Source organism: Chitinophaga filiformis (genome assembly GCF_023100805.1).
GTDB lineage: Bacteria > Bacteroidota > Bacteroidia > Chitinophagales > Chitinophagaceae > Chitinophaga > Chitinophaga filiformis_B.
The window spans coordinates 2849413-2864537 of sequence record NZ_CP095855.1 but is presented as its reverse complement, the minus strand read 5'-3'; the positions used below and the strand labels follow the sequence as shown (position 1 = coordinate 2864537).

Annotated in this window: 10 protein-coding genes; 4 read left to right on the top strand and 6 right to left on the bottom strand. The window is 48.5% G+C overall.

Going from position 1 to position 15125, the window contains the following annotated elements:
- Positions 1 to 48: 48 nt before the first annotated feature.
- The 4 genes from MYF79_RS11500 to MYF79_RS11485 all read right to left on the bottom strand — a co-directional run bounded on the left by MYF79_RS11500 (position 49) and on the right by MYF79_RS11485 (position 3676).
- Entirely contained in the window at positions 49 to 1458 is a 1410-nt protein-coding gene (locus tag MYF79_RS11500) for a dihydrolipoamide acetyltransferase family protein (protein ID WP_247814012.1), read from the bottom strand.
- Positions 1459 to 1500: 42 nt separating this feature from the next.
- Positions 1501 to 2757 carry a CinA family nicotinamide mononucleotide deamidase-related protein gene (locus MYF79_RS11495; RefSeq protein ID WP_247814011.1) on the bottom strand — a complete coding sequence of 419 codons (1257 nt, stop codon included), beginning with the start codon at positions 2755 to 2757 and terminating at the stop codon, positions 1501 to 1503.
- A 3-nt stretch (positions 2758 to 2760) separates the two neighbouring features.
- A complete protein-coding gene (locus MYF79_RS11490; RefSeq protein ID WP_247814010.1) occupies positions 2761 to 3180 on the bottom strand; it encodes an acyl-CoA thioesterase in 420 nt (139 codons plus the stop codon).
- 88 nt (positions 3181 to 3268) lie between these two features.
- Positions 3269 to 3676 (bottom strand): DoxX family protein, encoded by a 408-nt coding sequence (locus tag MYF79_RS11485; RefSeq protein ID WP_247814009.1) that lies wholly within the window; start codon positions 3674 to 3676, stop codon positions 3269 to 3271.
- A gap of 534 nt (positions 3677 to 4210) precedes the next feature.
- On the opposite strand from MYF79_RS11485, the gene MYF79_RS11480 reads away from it, so the two are divergent.
- From MYF79_RS11480 to MYF79_RS11470, 3 genes are all read left to right on the top strand, one after another.
- Positions 4211 to 7282, top strand: a complete 3072-nt coding sequence (locus MYF79_RS11480) for a tetratricopeptide repeat protein (RefSeq protein WP_247814008.1) — start codon at positions 4211 to 4213, stop codon at positions 7280 to 7282.
- 17 nt (positions 7283 to 7299) lie between these two features.
- Positions 7300 to 8949 carry a hypothetical protein gene (locus MYF79_RS11475; RefSeq protein WP_247814007.1) on the top strand — a complete coding sequence of 550 codons (1650 nt, stop codon included), beginning with the start codon at positions 7300 to 7302 and terminating at the stop codon, positions 8947 to 8949.
- A 133-nt stretch (positions 8950 to 9082) separates the two neighbouring features.
- Entirely contained in the window at positions 9083 to 10186 is a 1104-nt protein-coding gene (locus MYF79_RS11470) for a hypothetical protein (protein WP_247814006.1), read from the top strand.
- A 365-nt stretch (positions 10187 to 10551) separates the two neighbouring features.
- On the opposite strand, the gene MYF79_RS11465 is transcribed toward MYF79_RS11470, so the two are convergent.
- Positions 10552 to 11445 (bottom strand): SDR family oxidoreductase, encoded by an 894-nt coding sequence (locus tag MYF79_RS11465; protein ID WP_247814005.1) that lies wholly within the window; start codon positions 11443 to 11445, stop codon positions 10552 to 10554.
- Between the two features lie 233 nt (positions 11446 to 11678).
- The gene (locus MYF79_RS11460) at positions 11679 to 13736 is read right to left on the bottom strand and encodes a prolyl oligopeptidase family serine peptidase (RefSeq protein WP_247814004.1); all 2058 of its coding nucleotides are present in this window, start codon (positions 13734 to 13736) and stop codon (positions 11679 to 11681) included.
- Between the two features lie 402 nt (positions 13737 to 14138).
- Between MYF79_RS11460 and pfkA the strand changes: the two genes are divergently transcribed.
- Positions 14139 to 15119, top strand: coding sequence for a 6-phosphofructokinase (gene pfkA / locus MYF79_RS11455; RefSeq protein ID WP_089832908.1), 981 nt, complete (start codon positions 14139 to 14141; stop codon positions 15117 to 15119).
- The last annotated feature ends 6 nt before the right edge of the window (positions 15120 to 15125 follow it).

Here is a 15125-nt window from a genome sequence, read left to right as displayed (position 1 = left end):
CGGGAAATAGCGCCGGTATGCAGGATTGCCGCGGCACCCCTGCTTTTTTTAAAATCCCCTGTTCACATCAAAATTCTCCAGTTCCTGCGCTACTGCACTCAGGAAAGTAGACCCCAGGGCGCCATCTATGATACGGTGATCGTAAGACAGTGACAGGTACATCATGTGACGGATAGCGATGGTATCACCATAAGGCGATTCTATCACAACAGGACGCTTTTTGATAGCGCCTACTGCCAGGATAGCCACCTGTGGCTGATTGATGATGGGCGTACCAGCCAGGCTGCCAAAGGTACCTACATTGGTCAGGGTGATAGTGCCATTCTGTGTATCATCAGGTTTCAGCCTGTTCTGACGGGCTGCATTGGCCAGCTGATTCACCTGACGGGTCAGGCCAACCAGGTTCAGCATGTCAGCATTGCGGATCACCGGAACGATCAGGTTACCTGAAGGCAAAGCAGTTGCCATACCGATATTGATATCCTTCTTGACGATGATCTTATCGCCATCCAGTGAGCTGTTCAACAGCGGGTAACGTTTGATGCATTTTATCATTGCTTCAATGAAGAGCGGCGTGAAGGTGATCTTCTCTCCTTCCCTTTTCTCGAAGGCCGCTTTCACCTGGTCGCGCCATTTCACCATATTGGTCACATCGGCCTCTGCGAAACTGGTAACATGCGCGCTGGTATGTTTGCTACGGGTCATATGCTCGGCAATGAGCTTACGCATACGGTCCATTTCAATGATCTCCACATTATTGCCATAGTTGCCACTGCTAACTGAAGCAGGTGCAGATGCCGAACCTACTCCATTGCTGACCGGAGCAGCCGGAGTTACAGCGGCGGCCGGGCGGCTTACCGCTTGTTCTGCAGGTGCAGGTGCTTCTGTTCTCTGTGGCTGTGGCGCAGGCGCCGCTGCAGGCGTAAGCCCCTTGCTTTTCGCCTCTACAAAGTTCAGTATATCTTTTTTGGTCACACGGCCTTCATTGCCGGTACCAGGAATTTTTTCCAGTTCAGCAAAGCTGATACCTTCCTGCTGTGCAATGGTCAGCACCAGCGGGGAATAAAAACGGGCCCCACTTGTCACGAACTGTGCCTCGTAAGGAGCACTCACCGTTTCATGTTGCGGAACAGGCGCTTCTTCCCTTACAGTGGCAGCAGGCGCTTCCTGCACAGCCACCGGAGCTACAGGAGCAGCTGTCGCATAACCGGCATCAACAGCGGTATTGATACGTGCGATGACGGTACCCACCGGTACTACATCATTTTCCGCGTAGAGTATCTCGGTAATTTCCCCATCGGCAATAGAAGGTACTTCGCTATCCACCTTATCCGTCGCAATTTCAAGCACGGTTTCATCAGTTTTTACATGATCTCCCGGCTTCTTATGCCAGCGTAATATGGTGGCTTCCATAATACTTTCCCCCATTTTGGGCATTACCAGTTCTACAATGGCCATAAAATTGTGTTTAGCGTTTTGGTACGGAAACAAAAGTAAGGTTTATACTATCAACTTCCTCAATTCATTCATTGCATAAGTTGCTGTCATCTGTATGTTATTCAGGCGGTCGTAGCGCAACTGGTGCTTCATTGTCACCAGCTCTTTGGCGCTGCCGGCAGCTATCCATACGGTGCCGACCGGCTTTTCCGGAGTACCGCCGTCTGGCCCCATAATGCCGGATACCGCTATGATATAGTCGGTTTTTAACTGCTGCAGGGCGCCTCTGGCCATTTCCCGTACCACTGCCTCACTCACCGCACCATTGGCCTGTAGTGTTTCCTGTTTTACCCCCAGCAGACCACTTTTAATTTCATTGGAATAACTAACGATGCTGCCTTTGTACCAGGCGGAACTTCCCGGCACCAGGGTGATGTTGTGGGCAATAAACCCTCCTGTACAGCTCTCGGCTGTGCCTACTGTTTTGCCTTTTTCCTTCAGCAGCCTGCCCAGCACTTCTCCGATAGGAAAGTCCTGGTCTGCCACAGCAATATCTGCCAGCAGTTCTTTCATCTGGTGAAAATAGATGGACAATGCGGCGGCTGTGGATAACTTATCTGTGCCGAAAGCCGTGAGCCGCAGCTTCAGCAAGCCGTAAGACGGCAGGTAGGCCAGCTTTATATGCGGGGGCAGCGAAGTCTCAAAATGCGTCAGTCGCTCTGCTATGAACGACTCTCCCATGCCTGAAGTCAGCAATGTCTGGTGTACAATGGCCGGCGTCTGAAAATATTCCTGTAAGCGTGGCAACACATGATCGGACATCAATCCTTTCATTTCGTGTGGCACACCCGGCATGGAAACATAGATCTTTCCCTCCTTTTCAAACCACATACCCGGCGCTGTGCCCCTGGTATTGTGCAGCACTGTGGCCACATCCGGTACCAGCGCCTGGTCTACATTACGCTGCAGGGTTGGCAGGCCCCTGCTTTCAAAGAATTCCATTACCTGTACATAGGTAGCTTCATCCCTTACCAGCTTTCCTCCAAAATATTCGCACAATACGGGTTTGGTAATATCATCGGCCGTAGGCCCCAGTCCTCCCGTGATCAGCACAATGTCCGATACCGTCCCTTCCTTTTCCAAAGCCTCCAGGATAGCTTCTCTCACATCTCCAATGGCTACACGGCGGTGTACCCATATTCCCATCGCATTCAGTTGCTGGGCCATCCAGGCTGAATTGGTGTCTATCGTTTGTCCTATCAGTAGTTCATCTCCGATCGTGATGATACTTGCTAATACCTTGTCCGCTTGTATTGTCATGATTTACAGGCTTTTCTCAAAAAAAGGAGCCAGGCGTTCCATCATGATCGGGGGCATCCCGTACCGCTGTTTGGTATCTGCATGCAGGAATACCAGGGTAGTGACACCTACGTTCAGTAACTCGCCCTTTTCATTATATAGTTCGGAATGGAACCGGATCTTATGATCGACCGGCAATTCCTTCAACATAGTCTTCACTGTTATAAGATCATCGTAGTAGGCCGGGCGCAGGTATTTCGAGTTTAACTCCGCCACCGGCATAATGATACCCTGTTTTTCCAGTTCGGCATAGGTAAAACCCAGCGTCCGGATGGCTTCTGCACGCCCTACTTCATAATATAATGCATAGTTGCCATAGTAAAGATATCCCATCTGGTCCGTTTCTCCATAGCGTACGCGTATCTGTGTCGTCTGTGTAAACATAATATCAGTCTTATAAGGCCTGGTGCCTGCATTTACCGCAAAACGCATTCCGCGTTTCCCGGCAACGCACAGGCACCAGTGGTGTAAATTATTTTCCTATCAGGTGGTCCAGGCTGTATTTGCCAGGCCCGGCGAATAATATTGCAGTGAAGGCAGCCAGGAACAGGATGCCCATTTCATTCTGCGACAAAGGTGCATTTTTCATGACAATGAAAACCACGATGATCATACAGAAGACCAGCGGAACAGCTGCAAGGCGGGTCAGTAAACCGACAGCTACCAGTGCCGCACAGAGGGTTTCTGCAAAAATGGTCAGGGACAGGGATATTGTTTGTCCTACATGCAGCGGATCAGGGAATTTGCCCACCATCTGGGAAAAGCCCTTTAGTTTTGCCAAGCCATGTGTGAACATCAATGCACCAAAAACCACACGCAATACCAGCATAGCAAAGTTGACAGCCCCGGTGTTCACACGTGATGTAAATAGTTTGCTCATAGAGAAAATGGTTTAGTCCTGCAGATCTGTTTACCTCCTGTTTTGCCGACAGGAATAATGCAGGCGCATTTTTAAATTTAAATGAACTGTTTACAGATTGCGCCAAAAATATGATTAATAATAAACAATTAAAACCCTGTTATATACAGACATTCTCCGGCATTTAACATACATTCCGGTAATTGACCCCGGCAATTATTTTTCGTATGAACAGTCCTGAAAACCAGCCAAGGTGATAAGGCAAGCGCCATGATTGCCGGCTTCCCTGATAAGTTGGTTTAATTCTTGCAAGTCAACACCTTAATTTCAGATCAGCAAAGGCAAATCCGAAAGCAGGTTCCGCGTACCAGGTGCCGGTCATCCGGTTCCCGCCATGTTCCCCCCGGAACGGCGTATAGCTTAATTAAATGCAATAGCTATATTTGTTGCTGTTTTTGTCTCCCTCAAAGCAATATATTATTGATTCTGAATAGAAAATAATTTCTGTTGGGGATCCGTTTTAAACGCATATTTAAGATATAACAGGTTAAAAGCATGCAATTCATAAGAAAGTTTCTTGTTCCCGGACATTGGTACTTATTCCTGGCGTCTTTCTGTATACTGGCTGCGCCTGTGTCAAAAGCACAGCAAACGCGCGTCTATACCGAGCCGGATAAAGTTTTCAAGGATGCCCAGCAACTTTTCCAGCAGGAAAAATATGCGGTGGCCATGCAATTGTTCCGGCAAACGATCGATAATATCAGCTATTTCCAGGAGACCAGCCGTAGCCTGGTGAAGACAGATGCCCAGTATTATTATACCGTTTGTGCATTGAAACTGGGACAGGCCAACGCGGAAAAACTGGCGCTGGACTTCCTGGCCTTCTACAACAACAGCGCGAGGGAGCAGCTTGTCAGTTACCAGCTGGCCAAGTACTACTTCCATCAGAATAAGCTGAAAGAAGCCATCCCCCTGTATGAAAAAGCGAATATCGAGAACCTTTCCAACAGCGAGATCGCAGAGGCCAAGTTCGAACTGGCTTACTGCTATTTTAATGTAAAAGACTTCCAGAAGGCACAGCCACTGTTTGGTTCCATCAGGGAGGTACCGGGCAAATACTATCTGCCGGCCAACTACTACTATGGCTTCATCGCCTATTACAACCGGCAGTACAATGAAGCACTCACCAGCTTCCAGCGCGTGGTGAACGATCCTAAATACAGCACTATCGTTCCTTATTACATTGCGGAGATCTATTACTTTCAGAATAAAAAGGACCAGTTGATCAGCTACGCAGAACCGCTTGTTAAAAAAGGCGGACTTTATTACGAGGCAGAACTGAAACAATTACTCGGTCAGGCGTATTTCGAAAGGAAAGACTACCAGAAAGCATTGCCTTATCTGCAGGAATTCCAGGACAATGCTGAAGAAGTAAGAAAAGAAGACATTTACCAACTGTCTTACAGTTACTACCAGACCGGTAACTACAGTAAAGCCATCAACGGCTTCAAACAGTTGAGCAGCGAACAGGATTCCCTGGGGCAGAACTCCATGTACCTGCTGGGCGATTGCTACCTGCGTACCAACCAGAAAGCGAATGCCCGCAACGCCTTTGCCTTCTGCGCCCGTAACAGCACCAATGCGCAGCAACAGGAGATCTCCCGGTTCAACTACGGTAAACTGTCTTATGAACTGGGCTACCAGGATGCCGCTATCTCTGAGCTGACCAGCTTTGTAAGCTCCTATCCACAGTCCGCTTACAATAAAGAGGCCCGCGAGATACTGGTGAACCTCTTCCTGAACACCAACAACTATAACGACGCGCTGACCATCATTGAAGCGATGCCCGACAAGTCGCCGACTGTCCTGAAGGCCTATCAGAAAGTAGCCTACGGCCGCGCCACAGAACTGATCAACGACCAGCAACTGGCAGAAGCTGACCGCCTGCTGGACATCTCACTGAAGAATCCTTACGATAAGAACCTGGTGCAACTGGCGCATTTCTGGAAAGCCGAAATTGCCATGCGACAGAATAAAACAGATGCGGCCATCGGCCACCTGAACGCTTACCTCACCGGCGGCGTACCTGCCTCCGGCGAAGCGAATGCACAAACAGCCAGCTATAACATGGGTTACAGCCTGCTGAAGAAGGAAGACTATACCCGCGCCCTGCAGCATTTTGAAGCAGCACAACGCACCACCGGCCCGAATGCAGCCCGTATCACTGCTGATGCGGCCCTCCGTAGTGCGGACTGTTACTACATGCTGAAAGATTACGGCAAGGCAATGGCCTTGTACGACAAGATCATTGCCAGCAATCAGGCGGGATCTGACTATGCTACCTACCAGAAAAGTATCATTCTCGGTATCCAGGGTAAGACAAATGAAAAAGTAGCCCTCCTCAAACAGCTGGGCAGCAAATATCCTTCTTCCGGTTTCGGTAATGACGCCGACCTGGAAATAGCCAATACTTACCTGGCGGAAGAGAAATATAATGAGGCCATCCCTTACCTGGAAAATGTATTGCAGAAACAGCCTAACGGACCAAATGCACCCCGTGCACTGCTGAAACTGGGCCTCTGTTATTTCAACAAGGATAATGATGACAAGGCTATCTCCTACTACCGCCAGGTAGTAGAGAAATATCCCAACTCTCCTGAAGCCAATGAGGCACTGGCCGCTGTAAAAGATATTTATGTGAGCCAGGGAAAAACAGATGCGTATATCGCTTTGCTGAGATCTACAGGCCAGTCGGTAAGTGCATCTGCAGAAGATTCCCTGAGCTATGCAGCAGCAGAAACGAAGTTCAGCAATGGCGACTGTGCCGGCGCTACCATCGCCTTCAACAGCTACCTGCAGCGCTTCCCGAACGGGGCATTTGTGCTGCCGGCTAATTTTTATAAATCAGAATGTGCTTACAACGCCAAAGATTATACAGGTGCATTGCCCGGTTACGAGTTTGTGCTGACCAAGAACAACAGCCTGTATGCAGAGCGTGCCGCTTTACAGGCTGCCAATATCAACTTCTACCAGGTGAAGAATTATGAGAAAGCCCGCACCTACTATCTGCAGCTGCAGGACCTTTCCACCACCAAAGAGAATACCTTCACTGCTACCCGCGGATTATTGCGCAGCAATTATCTGCTGAAACACTGGGATGAAGTGAACAGCTACGCTGAGATCCTGCTGTCCAGCAGTAATATCAGTACCGACGACCAGATCATCGGTCATGCATACCTGGGCCGTGCAGAGCAGGAACAGGGCAACTATGACGAAGCGATCAAGGAATATAAGATAGCCGCGGGGCTTACCAAGTCTGAGATAGGCGCTGAAGCCCGCTATAACCTGGCCTACTGCCTCCTGCAGAAAAACGACCTCGCAGGCGCAGAGAAAGCTGGTTTTGATGTAATAAAGAATACACCGGGATATGAAGTGTGGGTGGCTAAAGCCTACATCCTCCTGGGTGATGTATACGCCCGTCAGAAAGACTATTTCAATGCAAAGGCTACTTTCCAGAGCATTGCAGAGAACTGTCCGATACCTGAGCTGAAACAGGAAGCGAAGGACAAACTGGCGAAAGCAGAAGCAGAAGAAAAGGCTGCCTCTAAAATCAAATCCAATAAATAATTCCGAATTACGTTAGCATGAACGCTTATATCAAACATATTCACCGGTTCCTGGCAGTAGCAGGTTGCAGCGCAGCAGGTATGCTGCTGCACCAGCAGGCTTACGCACAGGAGAACCTGAAAGAAGAAACGATCGATATCATTTCCAATTACCGCCCGAAACTGCGGGATGCGGCTAAACTGAACCTGACGGCTTCCCTGCCGGGTTTTGATACGACCCGTCCGCGTTTGCAGTACCAGGTACCGGCCCTGAACCTTTACTTTATGTACCAGCCCGTTCCGCTTAAACCGCTGGCGCTGGGTAAGGATTCTCTGAGCCAGTTGCAGAACAACTTCATCAAAGCCGGTTATGGTAACCTCAGCACGCCTTTGATACAGGCGGGTTTTGGTACCGGCAGGCAGGAAAAATATAACTTCGGATTGTATGTGAACTACACATCGTCCAAAGGAGATATCAAGAACCAGGACTACAGCGCGCTCAATGTGCTGGGTTCAGGCACCTACTTCACTCCGCTCTGGGAAGTGAACGGCAGTATCGGGTACGACCGCAACCAGGTGCATTATTATGGATATGATCATGCCACACTGGAATTCTCCAAAAATGATGTCAGGCAGACATTCAACCAGTTCACGGCACAGGTAGGCGTGAAGAACAGGACACTGAACGACTGGGCATTTAAATTCGAGCCTTCCGCTAAGTTCATCTACTTCAGCGATTCCTATAAACGGAAAGAGCCTACCGCTATCCTGAAGATCCCCGTATCCAAGCAGCTGTTTGAGGATATTTACCTCAGGGCAGAAGGTATCTTTGACCTGTCTTCCTTCAAAGAAGATGATCATGAGCAGATCAACAACAACGTGGTGGCCATTCACCCTGCACTGGAGATCATCAAGCCACGTTTCGTATTACATGCAGGTGTAAACCCTACCTGGACCAACAGTAAGTTCTACCTGCTGCCAGACATCGTGAACGAATCGCATATTATTTACAAGAAAGTGATCCTGAGCAGTGGATGGATCTCTTACGTTAATAAGAACAGTTACCGTAACCTGGCTAACCAGAATCCATTCATCGGCAGCTATGGTCCGGGTGTACTGAATACAAGAGTAGAAGAGAAATATACCGGTATCAAAGGAACGATAGGCAGCCACTTCAACTACAATACCAAGTTTGCCGCTGTTACCTGGCATAACCTGCCGCTGTTTGTGAATGACAGCATTGATGGCAAGACCTTCTACACCAAAAACGAGGAAGAGTTGAAAGCCTTCAATCTGCATGCAGAAGTGGGCTATATACAGGAAGAGAAATTCCAGATGAGATTATCGTTCGACTGGTTCAACTATAACAAACAGAAGACGGAGATCAAGCCCTGGGGCCTGATCCCTTTCCAGGCAGATGCTTTTGCACAGTACACGCTTGCTAAAAAGCTACACCTGAATGCGAACCTGTACTACCTGGGCGGTACATATTACCAGGTATTTGCTACGCAGGACTTCAATAAAACCAAGGGTAAATGGGATCTGAGTGCCGGTGCCAACTATGATATCGGCAGGAATTTCAACATCTGGGTGAACGCCAATAACCTGTTTAATTCGAAATACCAGCGCTGGTACGGATACCCTACTTATGGGCTGAATGTACTGGGAGGCGTGATGATTAAATTTTAAAATCGTAAAATTGCAGTCACAATCAAGGTCTGAGGATCAGGAATTAAGCTAATATATTACCCCATTCCTGATCCCTGGCACCGGGATTTCGTTCGAGAGAGTCATTTTATATTAAATAGGAATATCTACGTAATTGGTACTACAGCAATACATACAGGAAATTTTGTTCAGGCAGCATACCTGCTGTCTGCCCCAACTAGGCGTGTTCAAACTGACGCATACCCCCGCACGTTACGATGTCACCAATAAAACAATATCCCCCCCGGGAGAGATCATCACATTTGAGGAAACATTGACTAACGACGGAGGCCTGGTGGAATGGATCTCGCAGAAAGAGCTGCTGGTGCCAGCCATCGCGCAGCTGAAGATGGAGAAATATATAGATGATTTCAGGCAGCTCCTTAAGAAGGGCGAGCCCGTTGTAATACCCGGTGTAGGGAAGCTGCTGGCCAACACAGTAGGCAGGATCTCCTTTGAACAGGAACCACCCGCCATTACCAGGGATGTGCTGCATGTCAGCCCGGTGATCAGGCAGGATGCCAGTCACAAGGTAACTGTAGGTACGAAGGAAGTAGTGAATAAGCAGGTGGTAGATCACCTGACGGCATCACCGTCATCATCATCATCTTCTTCTTCTGCGCCATCGTCATCTTCTTCGCCATCGCCATCATCCGCTTCGTCCGCCTCATCAACTTCCCCTTCAGCATCTTCCGACCAGGGCCTTAAACCACCTGCAACGACTGCTGCTACAACGGAGGATTACGAATATGAAGGATATGCCAGGGAAATACCCTCCAAATTACGCTGGCTGTGGATTGCCATCCCTGTGGCATCCGTAGCGACGGCTATTATTGTATGGTATTCTGTCAACAAGAACAGACCGGAGATCACAAGAGCTGAGAGCGCCGTAACGCCTTCCCATGTGGAGGCAGTACCTGCCCCAGCCACTCCGGCAGTGGATAGTACTTCCAATGCAGCTGCCGCAACGCCTGCGGAAACGGCTATGATGGAATACGATGTTATTTTCCAGACATATAAAGATAAAAAGGCTGCCGACAAGATGTACCACACGCGGAAAGATGCGTGGAAGCAACCGGTAGTGCTGAGAGCCAGTGCAGATTCTTCCAAATTTATGCTGGGCGAACACTTCAGGACTCCTTCATCCGATACCACAGCTATGAAGGATTCGGTAGGCAAAAAGTATGGCGTAACTAAAGTCTTTCTGAGCAAGCCCTGAAAGTGATCATAAATGATCCGGTCGGGTAAACATACAGGCGGGGTAGCATTTCCGGAGTGACGGAAGCGCTACCCCGCCTTCTTTTCATATATAGCCTGGAGCCTACAAACTTTCCATGCAAATAGCGGCCGCCGGAGCCACTTCGCTGCAGGTAGCGCCCCGGGGCCCTGGCCCGGAAGGTATCCTCCACGACCATAGAAAAGTAAGCGCTGAATACGGACTAACATCTGCCAAACACACGGACCTTCAGCCCGGAAGTATCTCCCAGGCAATAGCCATCCATAAGACGAAACGTCTCTTGATGGAAACTACAGCACTGATCCTGAATTACATTGGGGAAACGTGTACCCGGAGTTATAGATACACTAAATTTCTTTTGCAACGATCTCCAGTCCTTCTTCAAAACTATGGGGGGCAAAACCCAGCTCTTTCACGGCCTTGTCTATAACAAAACCTGTTTTAGCGGGGCGTTTGGCAGGTTGTGTGAAGCTTTTGGCATCTACTTTCTCAAGAAGCTGTGTGTTCAGTTTAAAATAACCGGCAGTTTGTACGGCCATCTGATAAGGGGTCAGTGTTTCCTTGCCGGAGATGTGGAATATGCCGGTGGCTTTTTTATCCGCTACCAGTTTACATCCTGCGGCGAGGTCCTGTACGAGCGTCGGGGTACGCCACTGGTCATCCACGACCTTCAGTTTCTTACCCTGCTCCAGGTTGCTTTTTACCCAGGTAATAATGTTACTGCGCTTAGGATCTGCCGCCACGCCATATACCAGTACCGTACGTACGATAGCCCATGGCAGCTTACTGTTGCGGACCATACTCTCTGCGGCAACCTTGCTGGAGCCATAATAGCTGATGGGGTTGACGGCAGCATCTTCTGCATAGGGCCCCTGTAAACCGTCAAATACAAAGTCGGTAGACAGGAAGATGAAGAAGGTGTTGTACTTTTCGGCAGCCTGCAGTAAATAACGCGTTGCTGCTACGTTGGTATCCCAGCAAAGGTCTTTATTACGTTCACAGTCATCGACCTGGGTCATAGCCGCAGCATGGATGACTATATCCGGCTGATGCTTTTCCAGCAGGTGCCGCACACTGGTGGCATCCCGCAGATTGGTAGCTTCGTAGGTATATCCCGCCTGTATCGGCAGACGGTTAGGGCCTCTCCCGCTGGCTATTACCTGATACCGGCCATCCTCCAAAAAAACTGGAATTAGGTGCTGGCCCAATAATCCGTTGCTTCCTGTGATTAATACCTTCATTTCTATGCCTTTTACTAAAATTACGAATTCAGATTCAATTCCGAATTACCAATTACTACGGAACAATGGGATTATATCCATTCTTATCTGTAATAGCGGGGCGCTGAAGCAGCAGGCATCAGGTACCTGGCCTGCGAATGCAGTGTAAACAATGGGCCAGGGCCTAAACACTGCTATATGAAAAAAGGCCGCATCGGTGTGATACGGCCTTTGACGTTAATTGGTATATATATTTATTTAAAGCTCATACCCAGGTTGTACATGGTGAACGACCAGATATCGGCTGCTTCCTCGATCAGTTTGGAAGTCGGCTTACCGGCTCCGTGGCCTGCCTGTGTTTCTATACGTATAAGCGTTGGGTTAGTGCCTGTATTGGCTGCCTGCAGGGCAGCTGCAAACTTGAAAGAGTGCGCTGGTACTACACGGTCGTCGTGATCGGCTGTTGTGATCAGGGTAGCCGGATACTGCGTACCTGCTTTCAGGTTATGTAAGGGTGAGTATTTGTAAAGGTACGGGAATTGCTCTGCCTTAGCGCTTGTACCATACTCCGTTACCCATGCCCAGCCGATGGTGAAGTTCTGGAAACGCAGCATGTCCATCACTCCTACTGCGGGCAATGCCACCTTGAACAGGTCAGGGCGTTGTGTCATACAGGCGCCCACCAGCAATCCGCCGTTGGAACCACCACGGATAGCCAGTTTGGAAGGACTGGTATATTTTGATTTTACCAGGAATTCTGCAGCCGAAATGAAGTCGTCAAATACGTTCTGCTTTTTTTCCAGCATACCAGCTTTATGCCATGCCTCGCCGTATTCATTACCGCCTCTCAGGGAGACTACTGCATAAATGCCTCCCTGTTCCATGAAAAAGAGGTTGGAAACGCTGAACCCTGGCGTCATGGGAATATTGAAACCACCATAGCCGTAGAGCAGCACCGGGTTCTGCCCATTCAGCTGAATACCTTTCCTGTAAGACAGGAACACCGGTACTTTAGTACCATCCTTACTGGTGAAGAACACTTGTTTGGTCTCATAGTCCTCCTGGCGGAACTTCACTTCTGTTTTGGCAAAGAGGCTTGACTTACCGGTAGCAATGTCATATCTGTAGATAGTTGCCGGGGCCACAAAGGATGTAAAGGAATAGAATAACTCCTTATCCCTGGCAGCAGCGCCAAAACCGGCGGCAGTACCGATGCCGGGAAGGGCAATCTGCCGTTCCAGCTTACCGTCATAAGTATATTGCGCCACCCGGGAGGAGGCGTCTTTCAGGTACATGGCAAACAATCTTTTGCCACCGGTATTCACTTCCTTCAATACTTCCTGCTGTTCAGGAATGATCAGCTTACGGCTGGAAGGGTTTTTCGGATCTACGAGCTCTACCTTATAGTTGGGCGCGCCTTCGTTGGTGAGCAGCAGCAGCTTGTCGCCGTCATTGTCGATCACGTTAGGCTCGGACTCGAAACCTTTCACCAGCAGCTTAAACTCCTTCTGAGCGGGGTCCTGAAGGTCCCAGTAAGATAACTGGTTGCCCGAGGTGCCTTCCGTCTCATGCAGGATCAGGAAGCGTTCATCTTCTGTAACATCCACACCCAGGTTGCGCAGGGGATGTTCCTTATCCTGGTAGATCAGCTCATCCTGGTCCTGGGAGGTGCCCAGGCGGTGGTAATATACCTTATGGAATTCGTTCTTTTTAGACAGCTTGTTCTCTTCCGTAGGCTTATCGTAGCGGCTGTAGTAGAAGCCATCCTTTCTCCAGGAGATGTTGCTGAACTTGATCCAGTCGATAGAATCTTTCAGCAGCTGTTTGCTCTCCACGTCCATCACGAAGGCCTGCTGCCAGTCAGATCCCGCCTTGGCGATCTGGTAGGCCACATGTTTGGCATCTTTCGAAAAGGAAAGGCTTCCCAGCGCTACGGTACCGGCGTCTGAGAATTTGTTGGGATCGATGAACACCTCGGGTGCAGCCGTCAGCGATTGCTGACGGTACAGTACAGCCTGGTTTTGCAAACCATCATTTTTAAAGAAGTAGTAATAGTCTCCTTTTTTGAACGGTGTACCTATTTTAGGATAGTTCCACAGTTCTTCGAGCCGCTTTTTTACCGCTCCATGAAAAGGGATCTTAGCGAGGTAAGCATTGGTCACCTCATTCTGTGCCTTCACCCATGCCTTTGTTTCCGGGCTGTTATCGTCTTCCAGCCAGCGATAAGGATCTGCAACGATAGTACCGTGATAATTGTCGGTAACGTCTGTTTTATTAGTTTGCGGATAAATAATTCCGGTCTGTTGCGCCATTGCGGGTCCAGTTATCATAAATAAATAGAAAAAAGTAAAGATAGGGCGTCTCTGATTACGTGTTTTCATGTAAAGTGTTTGGGTTTACATTTAAATTTTATCTATGTATATTTTTTAAAAAAATTGTCTGGTTGATTAATTAAAAATGAAAATTTCGTGTAATTCATCAGAATACTATTAGAAAGAATACGCAAAATGTTATTTTTGTGCGCCACTTAGATATTTTCCTGGCAATTTATGCATAAGCAGCGTGATTTTCAGGAAAAAAGGTAAAAAGCAGGGGGTTGGAAAACAGGGGATGCAATATCACACGTTAGGGGTATTTTGAGGTATAGGAAGCTAAAAAGACACCGGATTCCCTGAATCCAACATAAAAACGTAGAGAGGGAAATAAACATAACTATGAAAAAAGTTTCTAACATCGCAGTTCTTACATCAGGTGGAGACGCGCCAGGCATGAACGCCGCCGTTCGTGCAGTTGTAAGGACCGGAATTTACCATCAGTTAAATGTGTATGGTGTTATGTATGGCTACAGGGGAATGCTGAAGAATGAAATATTTCCCTTGGAGTCCAAATCTGTTGCCAATATCATTCAGCGCGGGGGTACTATTTTAAAGACCGCACGTTGTAAAGAGTTTTATGAAGCGGAAGGCAGACAGAAAGCCTACGAAAATCTCAAGAAACACAATATTGATGGTATCGTAGTTATCGGGGGAGACGGTTCATTCAACGGAGCTTATAAGATGAGCCAGGAATTCGACATTCCATGCATCGGTTTACCTGGCACTATTGATAAGGACATTGCAGGTACTGATTTTACCATTGGTTTCGATACGGCAGTGAACACAGCTGTGGATGCAATAGACAAGATCCGCGATACAGCTGATGCGCACGACCGCTTATTTGTTATAGAAGTAATGGGACGTGATGCAGGATATATTGCCCTGCACAGTGGCATTTCCACTGGCGCCGAGCACATCATGACCCCGGAACACCTGATCGACGTACAGGACATCATTGAAGACCTGCAGACCAACGAGCGCCGCAGGAAGCTGGTGAATATCATTGTCGTTGCTGAAGGTTCCATTGCCGGCGGTGCTGAAGAAGTAGCGCGTCAGGTAAAAGCCAGCTGCCCGCAGCTGGATACCCGCGTATGTATCCTCGGGCACATACAGCGTGGTGGCTCTCCCTCCTGCCAGGACCGTATCCTGGCCAGCCGTATGGGTTATGCAGCAGTAGAAGCACTGTTGAACGGTACTTCTAATGTTATGGTAGGCATTGTAAACAACAAAATCCAATATACCCCTCTGGAACAGGCTATCAAAGCCAAAGAGCACCTTGATCCGGAATGGTTAAAGATGGTTAAAATACTTGCGAGTTAAAAAATA

Coding starts and splice junctions, on each gene's coding strand:
- MYF79_RS11500 (WP_247814012.1), bottom strand. CDS start 1,458: ATGGCCATTGTAGAACTGGTAATGCCCAAAATGGGGGAAAGTATTATG.
- MYF79_RS11495 (WP_247814011.1), bottom strand. CDS start 2,757: ATGACAATACAAGCGGACAAGGTATTAGCAAGTATCATCACGATCGGA.
- MYF79_RS11490 (WP_247814010.1), bottom strand. CDS start 3,180: ATGTTTACACAGACGACACAGATACGCGTACGCTATGGAGAAACGGAC.
- MYF79_RS11485 (WP_247814009.1), bottom strand. CDS start 3,676: ATGAGCAAACTATTTACATCACGTGTGAACACCGGGGCTGTCAACTTT.
- MYF79_RS11480 (WP_247814008.1), top strand. CDS start 4,211: ATGCAATTCATAAGAAAGTTTCTTGTTCCCGGACATTGGTACTTATTC.
- MYF79_RS11475 (WP_247814007.1), top strand. CDS start 7,300: ATGAACGCTTATATCAAACATATTCACCGGTTCCTGGCAGTAGCAGGT.
- MYF79_RS11465 (WP_247814005.1), bottom strand. CDS start 11,445: ATGAAGGTATTAATCACAGGAAGCAACGGATTATTGGGCCAGCACCTA.
- MYF79_RS11460 (WP_247814004.1), bottom strand. CDS start 13,736: ATGGCGCAACAGACCGGAATTATTTATCCGCAAACTAATAAAACAGAC.
- pfkA (WP_089832908.1), top strand. CDS start 14,139: ATGAAAAAAGTTTCTAACATCGCAGTTCTTACATCAGGTGGAGACGCG.